19 protein-coding genes are annotated in these 18918 nt (G+C 69.4%); 15 read left to right on the top strand and 4 right to left on the bottom strand.

The features are described 5' to 3' along the window. The first annotated feature begins 20 nt into the window (after positions 1–20). The 7 genes from O4N75_RS09960 to O4N75_RS09930 all read left to right on the top strand — a co-directional run bounded on the left by O4N75_RS09960 (position 21) and on the right by O4N75_RS09930 (position 6029). A complete protein-coding gene (locus O4N75_RS09960) occupies positions 21–521 on the top strand; it encodes a GyrI-like domain-containing protein (RefSeq protein WP_269629197.1) in 501 nt (166 codons plus the stop codon). A gap of 92 nt (positions 522–613) precedes the next feature. Next, complete coding sequence (ppc, locus tag O4N75_RS09955; RefSeq protein WP_269629196.1) at positions 614–3310, top strand: phosphoenolpyruvate carboxylase; 2697 nt, start codon at positions 614–616, stop codon at positions 3308–3310. An 81-nt stretch (positions 3311–3391) separates the two neighbouring features. Next, a complete protein-coding gene (locus O4N75_RS09950) occupies positions 3392–3805 on the top strand; it encodes a hypothetical protein (RefSeq protein WP_269629195.1) in 414 nt (137 codons plus the stop codon). An 81-nt stretch (positions 3806–3886) separates the two neighbouring features. Further along, a complete protein-coding gene (locus tag O4N75_RS09945; protein WP_269629194.1) occupies positions 3887–4240 on the top strand; it encodes a DUF1428 family protein in 354 nt (117 codons plus the stop codon). Positions 4241–4399: 159 nt separating this feature from the next. Beyond that, positions 4400–4612 carry a hypothetical protein gene (locus O4N75_RS09940; RefSeq protein ID WP_269629193.1) on the top strand — a complete coding sequence of 71 codons (213 nt, stop codon included), beginning with the start codon at positions 4400–4402 and terminating at the stop codon, positions 4610–4612. A gap of 276 nt (positions 4613–4888) precedes the next feature. Then, positions 4889–5143, top strand: coding sequence for a hypothetical protein (locus O4N75_RS09935; RefSeq protein WP_269629192.1), 255 nt, complete (start codon positions 4889–4891; stop codon positions 5141–5143). Positions 5144–5447: 304 nt separating this feature from the next. Beyond that, the gene (locus O4N75_RS09930) at positions 5448–6029 is read left to right on the top strand and encodes a TetR/AcrR family transcriptional regulator (protein WP_269629191.1); all 582 of its coding nucleotides are present in this window, start codon (positions 5448–5450) and stop codon (positions 6027–6029) included. Here O4N75_RS09930 and O4N75_RS09925 read toward each other — a convergent pair. Beyond that, positions 6026–6562 carry a DUF6886 family protein gene (locus tag O4N75_RS09925; protein ID WP_269629190.1) on the bottom strand — a complete coding sequence of 179 codons (537 nt, stop codon included), beginning with the start codon at positions 6560–6562 and terminating at the stop codon, positions 6026–6028. The two genes, O4N75_RS09930 and O4N75_RS09925, sit on opposite strands and share 4 nt — an antisense overlap. A gap of 42 nt (positions 6563–6604) precedes the next feature. After that, positions 6605–7174 carry a hypothetical protein gene (locus tag O4N75_RS09920; protein ID WP_269629189.1) on the bottom strand — a complete coding sequence of 190 codons (570 nt, stop codon included), beginning with the start codon at positions 7172–7174 and terminating at the stop codon, positions 6605–6607. Positions 7175–7377: 203 nt separating this feature from the next. On the opposite strand from O4N75_RS09920, the gene O4N75_RS09915 reads away from it, so the two are divergent. Then, positions 7378–7725, top strand: a complete 348-nt coding sequence (locus O4N75_RS09915; RefSeq protein WP_269629188.1) for a PRC-barrel domain-containing protein — start codon at positions 7378–7380, stop codon at positions 7723–7725. Here the strand turns inward: O4N75_RS09915 and O4N75_RS09910 are convergent. After that, entirely contained in the window at positions 7722–8951 is a 1230-nt protein-coding gene (locus O4N75_RS09910; protein ID WP_269629187.1) for a glycosyltransferase family 87 protein, read from the bottom strand. The two genes, O4N75_RS09915 and O4N75_RS09910, sit on opposite strands and share 4 nt — an antisense overlap. Positions 8952–9063: 112 nt before the next feature. Here O4N75_RS09910 and O4N75_RS09905 point away from each other — a divergent pair, with 112 nt between their 5' ends. The 7 genes from O4N75_RS09905 to O4N75_RS09875 all read left to right on the top strand — a co-directional run bounded on the left by O4N75_RS09905 (position 9064) and on the right by O4N75_RS09875 (position 18407). Further along, on the top strand, positions 9064–9525 hold the full coding sequence (locus tag O4N75_RS09905; protein ID WP_269629186.1) for a GtrA family protein: 462 nt from the start codon (positions 9064–9066) through the stop codon (positions 9523–9525). Positions 9526–9811: 286 nt separating this feature from the next. Next, positions 9812–11521 carry a potassium-transporting ATPase subunit KdpA gene (kdpA, locus tag O4N75_RS09900; RefSeq protein WP_269629185.1) on the top strand — a complete coding sequence of 570 codons (1710 nt, stop codon included), beginning with the start codon at positions 9812–9814 and terminating at the stop codon, positions 11519–11521. A 20-nt stretch (positions 11522–11541) separates the two neighbouring features. Then, positions 11542–13611 (top strand): potassium-transporting ATPase subunit KdpB, encoded by a 2070-nt coding sequence (gene kdpB / locus O4N75_RS09895; protein ID WP_269629184.1) that lies wholly within the window; start codon positions 11542–11544, stop codon positions 13609–13611. Positions 13612–13741: 130 nt separating this feature from the next. Then, positions 13742–14452, top strand: a complete 711-nt coding sequence (locus tag O4N75_RS09890) for a TorF family putative porin (protein ID WP_269629183.1) — start codon at positions 13742–13744, stop codon at positions 14450–14452. Positions 14453–14464: 12 nt separating this feature from the next. Beyond that, positions 14465–15046 (top strand): potassium-transporting ATPase subunit KdpC, encoded by a 582-nt coding sequence (kdpC, locus tag O4N75_RS09885; RefSeq protein ID WP_269629182.1) that lies wholly within the window; start codon positions 14465–14467, stop codon positions 15044–15046. Then, positions 15043–17721, top strand: a complete 2679-nt coding sequence (locus O4N75_RS09880; protein ID WP_269629181.1) for a sensor histidine kinase KdpD — start codon at positions 15043–15045, stop codon at positions 17719–17721. The genes kdpC and O4N75_RS09880 overlap by 4 nt, the downstream gene beginning before the upstream one ends. After that, on the top strand, positions 17718–18407 hold the full coding sequence (locus tag O4N75_RS09875; RefSeq protein ID WP_269629180.1) for a response regulator: 690 nt from the start codon (positions 17718–17720) through the stop codon (positions 18405–18407). The genes O4N75_RS09880 and O4N75_RS09875 overlap by 4 nt, the downstream gene beginning before the upstream one ends. On the opposite strand, the gene O4N75_RS09870 is transcribed toward O4N75_RS09875, so the two are convergent. Next, positions 18389–18904 (bottom strand): YdcF family protein, encoded by a 516-nt coding sequence (locus tag O4N75_RS09870; RefSeq protein ID WP_269629179.1) that lies wholly within the window; start codon positions 18902–18904, stop codon positions 18389–18391. The genes O4N75_RS09875 and O4N75_RS09870 overlap by 19 nt on opposite strands. Positions 18905–18918 lie beyond the last annotated feature (14 nt).

Raw genomic sequence — 18918 nt, 5'->3', positions numbered from 1 at the left:
GAAGACCGACGAGAGGGACGATGGACAGACTTCAGCCGGCAGCCATGGACGCGCCGCGGTTCGTGGAGCGCCCTTGGACCTTTGCGGGCCTGCGCCGCCGCCACGCGCGCAAGGAAGGCGTCTGGAGCGCCCTGGACGAGCACTGGTGCGCGGCGTCCGAACGCTTCGCCAAGGTCGGCGGTCGCAAGGACGGCGCGGGCTATGGACTCTATTACGATCTGTTTGCCCAGCGCGAAGGCTTCGAGATGATCGCCGCGGTGGCGACGGACGAGACGGCCAGCCGTCCGGCGACGTTCGAGCAGCTGCGGGTGCCGACGCGCCGCTATGCGGTGTTCGCGCACCTGGGCCCGGTGAGCCGGCTGCGCAGCACCATCTGGACCGCCTGGTACGGCTGGCTGCCGAACCTTGGCTTGCGCTCGGCGGGGGACAGCCTGACCCCCGACTTCATCGAGGTCTATGGCGACGACGCTGAAAACACCGGTCGGCCGGCGATCGAGATCTGGTTCCCCGTGCGCGGTTGAGGCCGCCCAAACTCCCGCGCGACGGCGCGCCAAATCGCCTGTAGAGAACGCCGTGCTTCGAACTGACGTAACGACATTCTGAAAGTGCGCGCGTGCCGGATAGAGCTGCCAAGTCGCCGCCCTCGGAGCTGAGGGCCAGGGTTCGGGTTTTGGGTCGGGTGCTGGGGGACGTGATCAAATCCCAGGACGGCCAGACGCTGTTCGACCGCATCGAGGACATCCGAAAAACCTCTGTCGCCTTTCATCGCGAAGGCGGAGCGGCGAACGCAGCGCTGCTGGAAGAACGGCTGCGCAGCCTGGATCTGCACGAGACCGTGCGCTTCGCCCACTCGTTCGCGTGCTTCCTGCAGATCACCAACATCGCCGAGGATTACGTCCAGCGCCGTAAGGCCGGCGATCCGCGCGTCGACACCCTGGCCGGCAGCCTGGCGGCGCTGGCCGAGGAAGGCGTCTCCACCGCGCAGGTCGCCAAGATGCTGCAGACCGCGTTCATCGCCCCGGTGATCACCGCCCACCCGACCGAGGTGCGCCGCAAGAGCGTGCTGGACCGCACGCGGGCGATCACCGAGGCGCTGAGCGCGCTGGAGCAGGCCAGCGGCGAAAGCGCGCGCCACGAGCGCGAGATCGAGCTCTTGCGGGAAGTGGCGATCTTCTGGCGCACCCGGCTGCTGCGCGGCGTTCGCCTGGGCGTCATCGACGAGATCGAGACCGCCGTCTCCTACTTCGAGCGCAGCTTCCTGGCCCAACTGCCGCGGCTCTATGGGCGCTGGACGCGCCAGCTGGAAGCCCAGCTGCCGAGCTTCCTGCGGATCGGCTCATGGGTCGGCGGCGACCGCGACGGCAATCCGTTCGTCACGGACGCGGTCCAGCGGCAGGCGTTCGCGCGTCAGTCGCAGGCCGCGCTGCTGAACTACCTGGAACGCATCCACGCTCTGGGTGCGGAGTTGTCGCTGTCGAGCACGCTGGCCCAGGTGACGCCGGCGCTGCAGGCGATGGCCGACGCCTCGGGCGACACCTCGCCCCAGCGCGGCGACGAGCCCTATCGGCGGGCCCTGCGCGGCGTCTATGCGCGACTGGCGGCGACCTACCCGATCCTGACCGGTGAGGCTCCGCCCCGCCCCTCGCCGCTGTCGGCGCAACCCTACGCCAACGCCCAGGCCCTGAAGGCCGACCTGCAGACCATTCTCGACAGCCTGATCGCCAACCACGGCGACACCTTCGCCATCGGCCCGCTGCCCGAACTGATCCGGGCGGTGGACTGCTTCGGCTTCCACCTGGCGACCCTGGACCTGCGGCAGAACTCGGCGGTGCACGCGCGCACGGTCGCCGAGCTGATGGCGGTGGCCGGGGTCTGCCCCGACTACGAAGCGCTGGACGAGGACGCCCGCCGGGCGCTGCTGCTGTCCGAGCTGGGCCACGGGCGGCTGCTCTATTCGCCCTTCGCCGAGTACAGCGAGGAGACGAACCGCGAGTATGCGGTGCTGGCCCAGGCGGCGCGCTCGCGCCAGCAGTACGGCCGCCAGGCGATCGTCGCCTACATCGTCTCCAACACCACCTCGGTCTCCGACCTGCTGGAGGTCTATGTCCTGCTGAAGGAGGTGGGGCTGTTCCACCCGGGCGCGAGCCCGCGCACCGAAGTGTTCGCCGAGCCGCTGTTCGAGACCATCGGCGACCTGCGCGCCGCGCCGGACACCATGCGCGAATACCTGTCGCTGCCGCTGATCAAGTCGCTGCTGGCCGAGGGCCGGCTGCAGGAAGTGATGATCGGCTATTCGGACTCCAACAAGGACGGCAGCTACCTGACCTCGACCTGGGAGCTGCACCAGGCTTCCCGGGCGCTGCTGGCCGCCACCGAGGCGATGGGCCTGCGGCTGCAGCTGTTCCACGGCCGCGGCGGCACGGTCGGCCGCGGCGGCGGCTCGAGCTACGAGGCGCTTCTGGCCCAGCCCGAAGGCACCGTGCGCGGCCGCATCCGCATCACCGAACAGGGCGAGGTCGTCGCCAACAAGTACGCCGACCCGCAGCTGGCCGACCAGAGCCTGGAGACCATCACCGCCGGAGTGGTGCTGGCCTCGCTGCGCAAGGCCTCGGCCGAACGGCAGGGCGAGAAGCACGCGCCGGTGCTGGACAAGCTCTCCCAGGCCTCGATGGAGGCCTATCGCAACCTGGTCTACGAAACCCCAGGCTTCGTCGACTATTTCTACGCCGCCACGCCGCTGACCGAGATCGTCGACCTGAACATCGGCAGCCGCCCGGCCTCGCGCCAGCCGACCCGCAGCATCGAGGGCCTGCGCGCCATCCCATGGGTGTTCTCCTGGTCGCAATCGCGAACCATGCTGCCCGGCTGGTACGGCTTCGGCTCGGCCATCGAGGCGTCCGGCGTCTCACTGACCGCGCTCAACGAACTGCACGAGGCCTGGCCGTTCTTCGCCACCACGCTGGCCAACATGGAAATGGTGCTGGCCAAGAGCGACATGCTGATCGCCCGGCGCTACGCCGGCCTGGTTGAAGACAAGGCCCTCGCCCAGACAATCTTCGGCCGGATCGAGGCCGAGTGGAACAAGACCGTCGAGGCGCTGCTGAGCATCAGCGGCCAGACCGCCCTGCTCGACCGCCATCCGGACCTGGCCGAGGCGCTGCGCACCCGCCTGCCCTACATCGACCCGCTGAACCACCTGCAGATCGAGCTGATCCGCCGCCGCCGCGCCGGCGACAGCGACGAGGCCGTGCGCGAGGGCATCCACCTGACCATCAACGGGGTCGCCGCCGGGCTGCGCAACAGCGGATAGGCGGGTGACCCGGTCCGCGGGGGCGCCTATGGTCTGGCCAGGCCGCAGCGCATCAGCGGCCGCCAGGCCGAGGGGGCGCCCATGTTCGACGATCTTCCCGATATTCTGCTGCGCCATCGACGGATCGTCGGGCTGGCCGCCATCGCCATCGCCGTCCTGACCTGGGCGATCGACTGGGCGGGCCTGGTCTATCACTGCCCGTTCTGCCGCAGCCAGCGCACGGTGATCGGCCTGCTCGGGCTGCTGATCATGCTGCCCAATCCCGGCCATTGGCTGGTCAGGTACCTGTCGGCGGTGTTCGCGGTCTTCGGCCTCTCGGTCGGAGCGACCCAGCACTTCCGTGGCTGGGCGAAGATCATGTCGGGCAAGTTTACCTGGGGCGAGCACTGGTACATCAACAGCTGGATGCTGTCGGGCTTTGCGATCCTGATCATCACCGCGCTGGTGATGCTGATCTGGCGCTGGCGCAGCCCCGCGGCGACTTCCGGCGGCTGAACGTCAAGAATATGTGCGCGGCTGTCGGATCGGAGGCCGCGCGAACGTCCTTTGGTCTGCACAACCCAAAGGAGGAAGCCCATGCCCTATGTCGACGGTTTCGTGCTCGCCGTGCCCAAGGCCAACCTCGAGGCCTATAAGGACATGGCCCGCAACGCCGGCGCCGTGTGGAAGGACCACGGGGCGCTGGCCTATGTCGAATGCATCGGCGACGACACCCCCTATGGCGAGGTGACCTCGTTCCCGCGGGCGGTCCAGGCCAAGGACGACGAGATCGTGGTGTTCTCGTGGATCGTCTATGCGTCCCGCGCCCAGCGCGACGAGATCAACGCCAAGGTGATGGCCGATCCGCGGATCAAAATGGACCCGGCCAAGATGCCGTTCGACGGACAGCGGATGATCTTCGGCGGGTTCGAAAGCTTCGTCGAGCTCTGACCGCGCAGTGACGCCCGCGGCCCTGAGCCTAGCCCAGGGTCCGGACGTTACATTCGTTTACTTTATTTTTCAATTACTTGTTAGCCACACCATGTAGATCTGCGCCATATCCGCGTCGATGAAGGCCGCTGCCTGGCGGCTTGTCAGGACATGACGCAGATGTGGAAGCACTTGCCAGCGACGCTGGCCTTCGCCGCCGCCATGGCGGCCACCGCCGGCCCGGCCGTCGGCGGGCAGGACGCCGCGGCGACCGCCGCCCGCGCGGCCGAGACCGCGCTCATCTGGGCTGTCATGATCCTGGGTTTCGTGAGCGCGGGCGCCCTGCTCAGACACGACCGCCGGGTGAGCCGTGCACAGGCCATGGCGGCCTGAACGCACGCACAGGCGACCCGCCGAGGTTCCAGGGGCGAGGCCTTTCGAGGCCTCCTCCGGGGGCGGCGGGGAGTCGCGGGAACCCGCTTGTCGGGTTCACCCAGCCCCCCCGCGGCTCCCCGGACACCCCTTGACCGAGCTCGTGGCCCTGCGGCCGAAGCCTCCGATCACTGACGTTTGTAGATTGCGGGTTTGCACCGACGGCGAAAGCGGTGCAGCCTGCTCGACGGACCCGCAAGAAGGTCCGTGACTAGACGATACATGGGAGGAAGGCGCGTGAGACTCGTCGCCTTGATCGCCGTCGTCGGCTTGCTGGCCGCCGGAACGGCGTCCGCGCAGAGCGGACAGGTGCGTAACGACGCCAAGTCGAGCGGCATGCTGATGGCCGCCACCTACAAAACCACGCCTGCCCGCACAGCCACCGGCAACACCGTCAGGTTTACGGCCAAGCCCATCGCAGCCAACGGCGCCAAGCCGCAGGTGTACATCTACAAGGCGCCGATGGCCGTAAAGCCGCTGAAGACCTGGTAGACGGGACGCCCCAGCGCAAGCCCCCCCCCCCCGGACCTGAAGTCTGGGATAATCCCCAACGCATCGACGGCCGGACTAAGGCGCCAGCAGGCGTCTGCAGAGGTCTGCCTGCTGGGCGTCGTTGCTGGTGAGCCCGCCGCCGGCAGCGGCATGCCCTACGCCCATCCGAAGACCCCGTGACGCTCGCCGAAGATCGCGCGCCGGGCGCCAGCCCGCTTCTCCGGAATCTGCGCGACTTAACCGCTCGCCCCGACGAGCGCGGCGACGCGCGTTGCAAATTACCGTCCAGTTGGTATGTAACTGCATGATCCCACCGCGCCGACGCCAGCCCGAAACCACCCGCGCCCAGATCATCGGCGCGGCGATGCGCACCCTGCAGGAAGGCGGCGCGGCCGGCTTCACCCTCGACGCCGTGGTCGCCCGGCTGCCGGTCAGCAAGGGCGCGCTGCTGCACCACTTCCCGAGCAAGGCCGAGCTGCTGCGGGCGCTGGTCGATGAGGCCGGCCAGCGGTTCGCCGGCGCCGTCGAGGCGCTGGCCGCCAAGGACCCGCATCCAGTCGGCCGCTTCTCGCGCGCCTATCTGGCCGCCACGGTGCAGCTGACAATGAGCGAAGACGAGGTGCGCACCAGCAAGGTCGTGCTCGTCGCCTGCCTGCTCGAGCCGGAGCTCGCCGACCGCTGGCGCTGGTGGACCGAGCAGATCACCCGCGACGAGCCGAACGACGCGGTCGGGGCCGACGACGCCCTGCTGCAGCGGCTCGTGGCGGACGGCCTTTGGCTGTCCGACGTGTTCGGGACCAAGGCCGTGCCGATGGAGCAGCGTCGCGTGGTCGGCGCGCTGATGGGCGCCTCGCCGCTGCTGCAGGACGAGGCGACCGCGCCTTAGGCTTCCCACCCGACTGCGTTGCGCAGGCGTATGCCGCTGGCGTGCAGGCTGGAACGCCAGACCCCGCGCAGCGGGACAAGGCTATCGACGACCCGCAGTTCGACATCGCAGGCGGCCAGGGCGGCCGGCAGGTCGGCGACCGCGACCATGGCGCTGGGCGTCACGGCCTGGCGCGACACCCACATGCCGGCGTCGTCGAGGCATTCGAACGGCTCAGCCGACAGCTCGTAGCGGTGGAGCCGTGCGCCGCCCAGGGCCGCGAGCCAGCCCTGCTCCACATAGGCCAGCATCCGCGCCCGGCTTTGGCCCCACCAAGCGGCGCGATCCTCAGCGCTTGTCGTCGCCAGCGGCCAGAGCAGGATGCGCGGGCAGTCGCGCGGGAACAGGTACATCGGCTGATGCGCCTCATCGATCGCCCAGACCAGCGGCCCGTTCAGCCAATCGCGCCCCGGCGGCCGAGGCGACGGGGTTCGCACGGGCCGCGGTTCGAACCTGCTGATCGCCGGATCGTCGCTGAAATGGAACAGCTGCATCGGTCGATTAGGCCCTGCCCGCATCGACGCGTCCACCTCCTCCTAAAACGCCCAGGCGCAGCTAAGGCCGATCGCCGCGCCCTGCTCGCCGGCGGGATCGACGTCGCCGCCCGCCCGCGCCTTGCAGCCGTTCTTCGGACGACGGGCCAGATAGGGGTCGGGATCACGGTCGAAGTCGCCGTGGACGTCGAGGTTGAGCTTGGGCGCCCCGCGGCCGTCGCGGACGGCCAGCCGCGCCTCGCATCGCTCGCGCTCGTCCTCAGTGAGATCAGGCATCCCGCAGCCGATCAAGCCCCGGAGCACCCGCCGCAAGGCCAGCGGCGCGGGCGGCCGCGGCGGGCCCGGAGCGGCGGCGGGTGCGGCGAGATCGGGGTCGTTTCGCTGGATCGGCGCACGTTGCGACGCCCTTGCCGCATGCGGCCGCGGCGGCGGCTCGGGGCGTTGCGGAGGCTCCGCCACTGGGCGGCGCTGGAACGGCGGCGCAATCAGCACCTCCATGACCTGGGTCGCAGGTACGAGCGAGAGCGCGTGACGCTGGACCATGAGCGCGCCCAGGACGACGATGTGCGCGCCGAGCGACATGACCAGCACGATCATCTGCCCGCGCCGCACCGCCACCTCCTCGCGAACTTTACGCTCAACGCTCGCTGTGGCTGAAGGTGGAATTATGGCGCAGCTTGCCTCTGCCCGCCGAGGGCGCCGACCTGCGCAATCACCGGGCTCACTTCGCCTTAAGGATCGGAGCACGGCGCACGACGGCCCATCGGGATCGAACAGCTCAGCTAGGCGTTCCTCACGCGAAACGGAGGGACGCGATGAGCCTGGACAGCCTGATGATCCGCAGCGCCAATCTGCTGGGCGCGCCCTTGAAGGACGCCGCCGGCAAGAAGCTCGGCACGATCCGCGAGGTCTACTTCGAGCGCGATACCGGCCAGGCACGGTTCGTGGCGCTGGAGTTCGGCGGACTGTTCGGCACCAGCGGCAAGTTCCACCCGATCCCCTGGCGGGCCCTGCGCTACGACGAGACGTCGGACAGCTACCTCACCGACCTGACCAAGGACCTGCTTAAGAACAGCCCGGCCTACGACCGCGAGCAGATGAACGAGACGGCCTACGGCTGGAGCGAGCAAGCCGAGCGCTACTTCCGCGTCGATCCGGTCTAGCCGGCCAGGTTGGGGCTCACGACCGCCGGCGCAACGGCGACATCGGCGCGCTGCGCCAGCGCGAGCGTCCGCCAGACGACGACATAGAGCAGCAGGTTGGTGACCGGCAGCAGCTGCACGTGGGTCTGGTAGGCCACCGTCGGGAAAATGACCGGCCCGAGGAAGGCCGCCGCCATCGCGATGCGCGCGCCCGGCGCCAGGGGCGATGTCCGGCCATAATCGGCCAGCAGGCCGATCGGCAGCGCCAGCAGCACCAGGTCGTAGTCGAAGCAATAGGGGCTGACCGCCAGGATCGCCGGAATCGCCAGAGCGACCTTCAGCGACTGGGGCCCCGGCCCGCGCCAGGCGATGAGCGTCGCCACGGCGAGGCCTACGGCCACCGCGGCGTGCGCCGCATAGGCGGCCTTCATCGGCACCCCGAGGCTGGCGAACATCACGAAGACGCTGGGGATCTTGCTCCACGGCAGGTGGCCGCGCTCGAGGATTACCGACACGCGGTCGAAGTTGGCGAAAAACGCCAGCCACGGCTCCGGGCCATAGGCGACATAGGCGATCGCGCAGACGGCGAGCGCGGTGGCCGACGCCGAGGCGAAGGTCTTCCAGCGCCCCTGCACGGCCAGGAGCAACGGCAGCAGCACGCCGAAATGCGGCTTGTAGACCATGAGGCCGATCAGGACGCCGGCCAGCCACGGACGCTTGTCCAGCAACAGCAGTCCGCCGCCGAGCAGCGCGGCGTTCAGAAAGCCGTTCTGCCCGTGCATCAGGTTGATGAAGGTCGCAGGAAAGGCGAGCGCGATCAGCAGCGCATACCGATGGTCGGAAATCCTCCTCACCATCAGCAGGTAGAGCCCGAGGGTGCTCGCGAGCCATCCCGCCAGGGCCACCGGATAGGGGACGAAGGCCAACGGCGCGATGACGAGATTGAACGGCGGCGGATAGTGCCAGAGGAAGATGCTGGTGTTGGCCGGGACCGCCGCCACCTCGCGCGCGTAGATCTTGTAGTAGTCGAACGCGCCGGCCGGGTCGCCCATCCGCGCCAGGTCCGACGCCGCATAGAAGGTGATGAAGTCATAGCCCAGCGGACTGCCGAACGGGTCGAGCCAGTCGTTGCCCGCCATGTAGACCAGCCACGCCACGACAGCGATCGCGTAGCCGACCACCAGCAACAGACTGTAGTTGCGCACGCGGTCGGCGTTCACCAGCCGGTCCAGATCCTGGAGCCTCAACGCCACCTCCCTTGGAAGGCGAGCAAGCTGACGCATCAAGCTTAATAATGCCCTGAGCAAAAAACCGACAGGCGTGAGCGATTTCTCAACCACGACACGCCAGGATCGCGTCATGACGCACGTGAATGCTCATCAAGACGTCCTGACCGCGCCTGCCAGCTGGAAGCCGCTGGGCTTCGATCTGCTGCGCTTTGCGCGGTTCCTGGGCGTGGGCGGGCTGGCCGCCGGCACGAACTTCGCCTCGCGCTTCGCCTGGAGCCTGGTGCTGCCGTTCGAAGCGGCGGTGATCTGCGCATATGCCACGGGCATGGCGCTCGCCTTCGTGCTGTTCCGGATCCTGGTCTTCCCCGGCTCGCCGCTGCCGATCGGCGTGCAGGCGCGCAACTTCCTGATCGTCAACGCGATCGGCGCGACCCTGACCTTCCTGACCGCGACCTTGCTGGTGCGCGGCGTGTTCCCGATGATCGGCTTCACCTGGCATGCCGAAACCGTCGGCCACGCCCTGGCGATCGTCGTGCCGGTGGCGACCAGCTGGATCGGCCACCGCCGCTTCACCTTCGCGCGCGCCGGCTGACCTTTACGTTTCCCTTATGCCCCACGGGCGGGTCCCGTCTCGAACCCTGACGCTTGAGGGGCGCATCCTCCTGGCCTGAAACTGGCTATGGAGGCGCTGCCTTGGCGGATCTCATCTATATCGGCGTCGGCGCGGGGGCGTTCGCCCTGTTCGCGCTGTTCGCCATTGGCCTGAGGCGCGTCTGACGATGTTCGTGGACCTCCTCTGGGCCGCCGGCGCGATCGCCGTGGCCGTCTACATGCTCGCGGCCCTGTTGCGACCCGACCGCTTCTGACGGATAACCGACATGACTTGGCAAGGATGGGCTGAAATCGCCCTGACGCTGGCCGTGGCCATAGGGCTCGGCTGGCCTCTCGGCGTCTATATGTCCCGAGTTTGGAATAGGGAACGCACCTGGCTCGACCCGGTGCTGCGGCCGGTCGAACGGCTGGTCTACGCCGGGTGCGGGGTCGATGCGAACAAGAGCCAGACTTGGTTCTCGTACGCGGCCGCGTTGCTCGCGTTCAACGCCGTCGGCTTCTTTCTGGTCTATGCGATCCTGCGGCTGCAGGGCGGCCTGCCGCTGAACCCGCAGGGCTTCGGCGCCGTCTCCGAGCACCTGGCGTTCAACACCGCCGCAAGCTTCGTCACCAATACCAACTGGCAGTCCTATGGCGGCGAGACGACCATGTCGCAGTTCAGCCAGATGGCGGCCCTGACCGTGCAGAACTTCGTCTCGGCCGGGACCGGCGCGGCCATCGCCGCGGCCCTGGCGCGAGGCTTCATCGGCAATCGCGGCGAAGGCGTCGGCAACTTCTGGGCCGACCTGACGCGCACCACCCTCTATGTGCTGCTGCCGGCCGCGATCGTGCTGGCCGTGACCCTGGTCGCCCTGGGCGTGCCCCAGACCCTGGCCGCCTCGGCGCAGGCTGCCACGCTGGAGGGCGGCGAGCAGAAGCTGTCGCTGTTCGCGGTCGCCAGCCAGCTGGCCATCAAACAGCTCGGCATCAACGGCGGCGGCGTCTTCAACGTCAATTCCTCCCACCCGTTCGAGAACCCGACCCCGCTGACCAACTTTCTGACCGCGGTTTCGATCAATGTGCTCGGCTGGGCCGCGTTCTTCGCCTTCGGCCGCTCGGCGCGCGCGTTCAAGGACATCCGCGCCCTGGTCGCCGCCGCAGCGGTGCTGCTCTCGCTGGGCGCCGCCGGCGTCTACTTGGCCGAGACCCAGCCTGCGCCGGCCCTGGTCGCCGCCCATGTCGACGCCAGCGCCAACATGGAAGGCAAGGAGGTCCGCTTCGGCCCGGCCGCCTCGGCCGCCTGGACCGCGCAGACCACCGGCGCCTCGAACGGCTCGGTGAACGCCATGCACGGCAGCTACATGCCGCTGGGCGGCGGGATCGCGATGTTCCTGATGATGCTGGGCGAGATTCTGCCCGGCGGCATCGGCTCGGGCATCGCCATCATGGTGGTGATGGCCCTGCTGTCGGTGTTCATCGCCGGGCTGATGGTCGGCCGCACGCCCGAGTACCTCGGCAAGAAGGTCGAGGCCCGGGAGATCAAGCTCGCCATGCTGGCCGTGCTGGTCGTTCCGTTCTCGATGCTCGGTTTCTCGGCGATCGCCGCCGTGTTGCCGGAGGCGCTGAAGGGCCTGCTGAACCAGGGCCCGCACGGTCTCTCGGAGATCCTCTACGCCTACGTCTCGACCACCGCCAACAACGGCTCGGCCTTCGCGGGCCTTACCGCCAACGCGCCCTGGTGGAACACTACGCTTGGCCTGGCCATGCTGATGGGCCGCTTCGTGCCGATCGTCGCGGTCCTGGCCATCGCCGGCTCCCTGGTCGCCAAGCCCAAGCTTGCCCCGTCGACCGGAACCCTGCCCACCGACAGCGCCCAATTCGTGGGCCTGCTGATCGGGATCATCCTCATCCTCGGCGGCCTGCAGTTCTTCCCTGCCCTCGCCCTCGGCCCGATCGTCGAGCACTTCCAAGTGCTCGACGCCGTGGCTGGCCGCTGAACTTCGCAAGGCGTCTGAACATGACTGCGTCCTATGCACCGCAGGGAGAGGGCCGTCGCAAGGCCTCGACCCTCGCCACCAGCCTGTCCGGCCCGATGATCGTGCGCGCCGCGCGCGACGCGGTGGTCAAGCTCGCCCCCCGCAAATTGACCGGCAATCCGGTGATATTCGCCACCTGGATCGTCGCGCTGCTGGCCACGGCCTCGACGATCAACGAGATCGCGCTGGGCCGCGACTTCGGCTTCGAGATCCAGATCGCCCTCTGGCTCTGGGCCACGGTGCTCTTCGCCAACCTGGCCGAGAGCGTCGCCGAGGGGCGCGGCAAGGCGGCGGCCGACTCGCTGCGCGCCGCCCGCGTCACCACCAAGGCCAAGCTGATCATCGACCCGGCCAGCAACGCCTTCGTGCCCACCCCGGCCCATAAGCTGGGCGTCGGCGAGGTGGTTCTGGTCGAGGCCGGCGACGTGATCCCGGCCGACGGCGAAATCATCGAGGGCGTCGCCTCGGTCAACGAGGCCGCCATCACCGGCGAATCCGCCCCGGTGATCCGCGAGAGCGGCGGCGACCGCTCGGCCGTCACCGGCGGCACCACCGTGGTCTCCGACTGGATCAAGGTGCGGATCACCTCCGAGGCCGGCCAGACCTTCCTCGACCGCATGATCGCCATGGTCGAGGGCGCCGACCGCCGCAAGACGCCCAACGAGATCGCCCTGGCCGTGCTCCTGGCCGGCCTGACCCTGGTGTTCCTGATCGCGGTCGTGACGCTGCTGGGCCTCGGCAAGTTCTCGGGCGTGCAGCTCTCGCCGATGGTGCTGGGCGCGCTGTTCATCACCCTGATCCCGACCACCATCGGGGGGTTGCTGTCTGCCGTGGGCATCGCGGGCATGGACCGCCTGCTGAAGGTCAACGTGCTGGCCACCTCCGGCCGCGCGGTCGAGGCGGCAGGCGACGTCGACACCCTGCTGCTCGACAAGACCGGAACCATCACCTTCGGCAACCGCATGGCCACCGAGGTCGTCGCCGCCCCCGGCGTGCGCGAGGACGCGGCGCTGCGCGCCACCCTGATGGCGTCGCTGGGCGACGAGACGCCCGAGGGCCGCTCCATCGTCGACCTGATCCGCGCCCAGGGGATCGACGTCGAGGCCCCGGACGGTGCGACCATCATCCCGTTCAGCGCCGTGACCCGGCAGTCGGGCATGGACGTCGGCGGCCGGTCCTGGCGCAAGGGAGCGGTCGACGCGATGATCCGCAGCCTGGACCTGGCCCCGCATCAGGTCCCGGCCGAGCTGACGGCGGCGGTCGACCGCATCGCCCGCTCGGGCGGCACCCCGCTGGCGGTCAGCGAGGACGGCGCCCTGGTCGGCGTCATCCACCTGAAGGACGTCGTGAAGCCCAATGTGAAGGAGCGGTTCGCCGACCTGCGCCGCATGGGCCTGCGCACGGTGATGATCACCGGCGACAATCCGGTCACCGCCGCGGCCATCGCGTCAGAGGCCGGGGTCGACGACTTCCTGGCCGAGGCCACCCCCGAGGACAAGCTGCGGCTGATCCGCGAGGAACAGGCCAAGGGACGGCTGGTGGCTATGTGCGGCGACGGCGCCAACGACGCTCCGGCCCTGGCCCAGTCCGACGTCGGCGTGGCCATGCAGACCGGGGCCCAGGCCGCGCGCGAGGCCGGCAACATGGTCGACCTCGACAGCGACCCGACCAAGGTCATCGAGATCGTCGAGGTGGGAAAGCAGATGCTGATCACCCGCGGAGCCCTGACGACCTTCTCGATCGCCAACGACGTGGCCAAGTACTTCGCGATCATCCCGGCGATGTTCGTGACCGCCCTGCCCGCGCTGGGCGCCCTGAACATCATGGGGCTGTCGAGCCCGCAGAGCGCCATCTTGTCGGCGGTGATCTTCAACGCCCTGATCATCGTGGCGCTGATCCCGCTCGCGTTGCGCGGCGTACGCTACCGGGCGATCGGAGCGGCCAAGCTGCTATCGCGCAACCTGCTGCTCTACGGCCTGGGCGGCCTGGTCGCCCCGTTCGTCGGCATCAAGCTGATCGACCTGCTGATCTCCGGCCTCGGCCTCGCGTGATGCTGATGCGCGAAACCCTCGTCTCGCTCGGGCTGATCGCCCTGCTGTTCGCCTGCGCCTTCCTCGGCGGGATCGTCTGAGGCTCCCAATGATCAACGCCTCCAAGAACACTCTTACCAGGACCTCCCCGATGTCTCTCTTCCGCCTCCGCCGTCACAGCCTGGCTGGCGCCGGCTTCGCCGCGATCTCGCTCTTCGCCGTTCCCGCCTTCGCTGAAGACACCAGCCCGATCGACCTGTCGTTCAACGTCGGCGCCGCGACCGACTACGTGTGGCGCGGAGTCAGCCAGACCGACGAAAGCCCGCAGATCTCGGGCGGCGTCGACGCGACGGTCGGCGGCCTGGTCTATGCCGGCGGCTGGCTGTCCAACGTCGACTTCGGCAACGACACCGACTTCGAGCTCGACCTCTATGCCGGCGTTCGGCCGCAGCTCGGGCCGGTCAGCCTCGACCTCGGCGTCGTCTACTACGGCTACATCAACGCACCGACCGGGTCGGAACAGGACTTCATCGAGTTCAAGGTCGCCGGCTCGGTCCCGGTCGGCCCGGCCACCCTCGGCGCCGGCGTCTATTATTCCGACGACTTCTTCGGGGGGACCGGCAAGGCCACCTACTTCGAACTCAACGGCTCGACGCCGGTCGCCGAGAAAGTCTCCGTCTCAGGCGCCGTCGGCTATCAGGACGTCGACTACGAGGGCGACTACACCACCTGGAACCTCGGCGTCGGCTACGCTCTCACCGACTTCCTCGGTGTCGACCTGCGCTATCACGACACCGACGAGCACGACTTCGGCGATCTCTACGAGAGCCGCGTCGTCCTCGGTCTCAAGGCCGCTTTCTAAGGAGGCGTGACCATGCTTTCCCTTATCCGCCCCGCCCTCGTCTCGATGGCTTTCTTCACCCTGCTGCTAGGCTTGGCCTATCCGCTCCTGATCACCGGCGTCGGCCAGGCCGCCTTCCCGAAACAGGCCAACGGCAGCCTTGTCGTCGAAGGCGGCAAGGTGGTCGGGTCCGAGCTGGTCGGCCAGAACTTCGCCGCGCCGCAGTACCTGCACCCGCGCCCCTCGGCCGCCGGCGCCGACGGCTACGACGCCGCCGCCTCGTCCGGCTCGAACCTCGGCCCGCTCAACCCCGACCTCGCCACGCAGGTCGCCGAGCGCGCCGCGGCGCTGCGCGCGCAAGGCGTCAACGGGACAATCCCGGCCGACGCGGTGACCGCCTCGGCTTCGGGCCTCGACCCGGACGTCTCGCCGCAATACGCCCTGCTGCAGGCCGATCGCATCGCCAAGGCCCGGAGGGTGGATCCGGGGCTGGTGCGCGCGCTGTTGCAGAGCCATGTGGAAGGGCGCACCTTCGGCGTCCTCGGCCAGCCGAGGGTCAATGTGCTGATGACCAACCTCGCCCTCGACGCCCGCTTCCCGCCCCCGACCCGATGAGCATGGACGAACCCCGACGCCCGGACCCGGACGCCCTGCTGGCGGCCACCCAGAGGCCGGGCCGAGGGCGGCTCAAGGTGTTCCTTGGGATGTCGCCCGGGGTGGGCAAGACCTTCGAGATGCTGCGCGCCGCTCGCCGCCGAAAGGCGGAGGGCGGCGACGTCGTGGTCGGGGTGGTCGAAACCCATGGCCGGAGAGAGACGCAGTCGCTGCTGCGCGGGCTGGAGGTGATGGCCCGGCGTCCGATCGAGTATCGCGAACGGACGCTGCTGGAGTTCGACCTGGACGCGGCCTTGGACCGGCGGCCACAGCTGCTGCTGGTCGACGAATACGCCCATTCCAACGCGCCCGGATCGCGCCACGCCAAGCGCTGGCAGGACGTCGAGGAGCTGCTAGGCGCGGGGATCGACGTGTGGACGACGCTGAACGTCCAGCACCTGGAGAGCCTGCGCGAGGTGGTCTGGAAGATCACCGGCGTGCGCCAGCGCGAGACGGTGCCCGACAGCGCCCTGTCGCGCGCCGACGAGATCGAGCTGATCGACATCACGCCGTCCGAGCTGCGCGAGCGGATGGCCGAGGGCAAGGTCTATATCGGCGACACCGCGCGGCTGGCGGCCGAGCGGTTCTTCAAGCCCGAGAACCTGACCGCCCTGCGCGAACTGGCGCTGCGCCGCGCCGCCCAGACGGTCGACGACCAGCTGATCGGGGCCATGAAGGCGGCCGGCGTCGAGGGGCCTTGGGCCGCCGGAGAGCGGATCCTGGTGCTGGTCGGGCCGGACGGCGCAGCCGGGGCGCTGGTGCGGACCGGCCGGCGGCTGTCGGACATGATGATGGACGCGCCCTGGATCGTGGCCCATGTCGAGCGGCCCAACGCGCGCCCCGCCCCCGCCGGCGGCCAGGCGCGTCTGAACGAGGCGCTGAAGCTGGGCGAACAACTGGGCGCGGCGACGGTGGTGCTGACCGGCGACGACCTGGTCGCCAGCGTGCTCGACTATGCGCGGCGCAACAACGTCACCCAGATCGTGGTCGGCAAATCCGGCCGCCGCCGGCGCAACCCGTTCCACCGCTCGCTGATCCGTACCCTGCTCGACGAGGCGCGGGGCGCGGCCCTGCACGTGGTCACCGAGCAAGGCGAGCCCGATCCGGCGCCGGTGCGGCATTCGACGCCGCTGCGGGCCTGGCCATGGGCCGGGCACGCCGGGTCCGTGGGCCTGGTCGTCGTCGCGGCCCTGCTGGCCAGCGTTACGTTCCACGTCGCCGAGACCGCCAACCTGGCGATGATCTTCATGCTGAGCGTGCTGGTCAGCGGCCTGGCGTTCGGGCTCTGGCCGGCGCTGACCGCCGCGGCGTTGAGCGCCTTCATCTACAACTTCTTCTTCCTGGAGCCGCGGCTGACGGTGCGGATCGGCCATCCCGCCGACGTGCTGACCTTCGGGGTGTTCTTCGCGGTCGCCCTGACCACCGGCTGGCTGACGGGCCGCATCCGCGATCAGGCCCGGGCGGTTGCGCAGCGGGCCTCGGCGATCTCAGCGCTGCTGGCCGCCAGCCGCCGCCTCTCCTCGGCCGCCAAGCAGGACGCCGCGGCCCAGGCCCTGGCCGAGCAGCTGGCCGCCGCCACCAGCGGCGCTGCGGTGGTGCTGACCCCCGAACGGGACGACCTGGCGCTGACCGCCGCCTCGCCGGGACTGGACGCCCTGGCGCCGGGCGATATGGCCGCCGCACGCTGGGCCTGGGAAAAGGGCGAGCCGGCCGGAGCCGGCACCGGCACCCTGCCCAACTCCGCCTGGAGCTTCCGGCCGCTGCAGGGCGTCAAGGCCCGCGCCGGCGTCGCCGGGGTCGAACCGCGCGCCCTGGCCGCCGAAGACAACGAACGCTTCGTCGCCGCCCTGCTCGACCAGGGCGCGGTCGCCCTGGAGCGCGCCGAGTTCGCCGCCCAGGCCGCCGACGCCGAGGCGCTGCGCCGCACCGACCGCCTGCGCGGGGCGCTTCTGAACTCGGTCAGCCACGACCTGCGCACGCCGCTGTCGACGGTTCTGGGCTCGGTCACGACGCTTCTGGATTACGGAAAATCGTTGAAACCCAATGTCCAGCGCGACCTTCTTCAGTCGATACGCGAGGAGGCCGAGCGGCTGAACCGCTATGTCGGCGACCTGTTGGACATGACCCGGCTGGAAGGCGGCGCGCTGGTCACCCGCCGCGAGTGGGTCGATATCCGCGACGTGCTGCGCGCGGCGGTCGAGCGGGTGCAGCGGCGGCTGGACAAGCGCAGCGTGGCGCGCGACTTCCCCGACCAGCTGTCGATGGTCAAGGCCGACGCATCGCTGCTGGAGCAAGCCCTGGTGAACATCCTGGAGAACGCGATCGCCTACAGCCCCGACGGCTCGGCGATCGAGGTCGCCGCCTATGAGGACCGCGGCAACGTGGTGATCTCCATCGAGGATGAGGGGCGCGGCATCCCGACCGAGGAGTTGGAACGCGTGTTCGAGAAATTCCGGCGGATGGAAGAAGCCACCGACCGCGGCAAGGGCGCGGGCCTGGGCCTGGCGATCTCGAAGGGCTTTGTCGAGGCGATGGGCGGGCGGATCGCCGCCGCCAGCCCGATCCACGACGGCCGCGGAACCCGTATCCTGATCAGCCTGCCTAAGGAGCACGTCATGCCGGGGCACATGCTGTGAGCGCCAGCCGCCCGCGCATCCTGGTCATCGACGACGAGCCGCAGATCCACCGGTTCCTGCAGCCGGCTCTGGAGGCGGCCGGCTATGAGCCCGTGCGCGCCGACACCGCCGCCGACGGCCTGAAGGAAATCGCCCGCAAGGCGCCCGACGCGGTGGTGCTGGACCTCGGCCTGCCCGACTTCGACGGCAAGGAGGCGCTGACCCGCGCACGCGCCTTCTACGATGGTCCGATCATCGTGCTCTCGGCTCGAGACAAGGAGACCGAGAAGATCGACACCCTCGACATGGGGGCGGACGACTATGTGGAAAAGCCGTTTGGAGTCGGGGAGTTGCTGGCGCGGCTTCGTGTCGCCCTACGCCACCGGCTGAAGTCGACCGGGGCCGAGCCGGTGGTGACGGCCGGCGACCTTACCGTCGACCTGGTCAAGCGGCTGGTGACCCGCGCAGGCCACGCCATCCGCCTGTCGCCCAAGGAATACGACCTGTTGGCGCAGCTGGTCGCCGGCGGCGGCAAGGTGGTCACCCACCGCCAGCTGCTGACCGCTGTCTGGGGGCCGGCCCACGAGGCCGACGTCCAATACCTTCGGGTGTTCGTCGCCCAGCTGCGCCAGAAGGTCGAGCCGGACCCGGCCGCCCCGACCCTGATCACCACCGAGCCTGGGGTCGGCTATCGCTGGACCGGCTGAAGCGCCCCGCGCTTGGTCAGGGCCAGCACCCCGTCATAGGGGATCGCCGGGATCTCCCGAAGCCGCATCCGCCACCAGGCGCCCCAGCCCATCTGGCGCGGGCCAGCCGGCACCGAGCCGTCGGCGCTGGCGACGCCGAGCGCGGCGAAGCACAGCCGCGTGCGCGGGGTGTGATAGCTGTCGGTGCAGACGATCACGCCAGGCAACCCACGCGCACGGACATATCGCGCGGCGGCGACGACGGTCTGCAAGGTGTCGAGGCTGCCTTCGTCCAGCACCAGCCGCTCGGCCGCCAGCCCCATGACGGTCAGCCGCTCAGCCATGATCGAGGCCTCGGACGGCCCGTAGCGGCCGACCCCGCCGGAACAGAACACCAGGCTGGCGGGATGCGCCTCGGCCAGCCGAAAGCCGCCCTTGATGCGGCGGATCAAGGCGGGGCTGGCCTGACCGTCCGGGCGGACGGCGGCGCCGAGGATGACGATGAGAGGATCGGACACGCGCGGAGAATGGC

Source organism: Phenylobacterium sp. NIBR 498073 (assembly GCF_027286305.1).
GTDB lineage: Bacteria > Pseudomonadota > Alphaproteobacteria > Caulobacterales > Caulobacteraceae > Phenylobacterium.
This window is presented reverse-complemented; position numbering and strand designations above follow the sequence as displayed.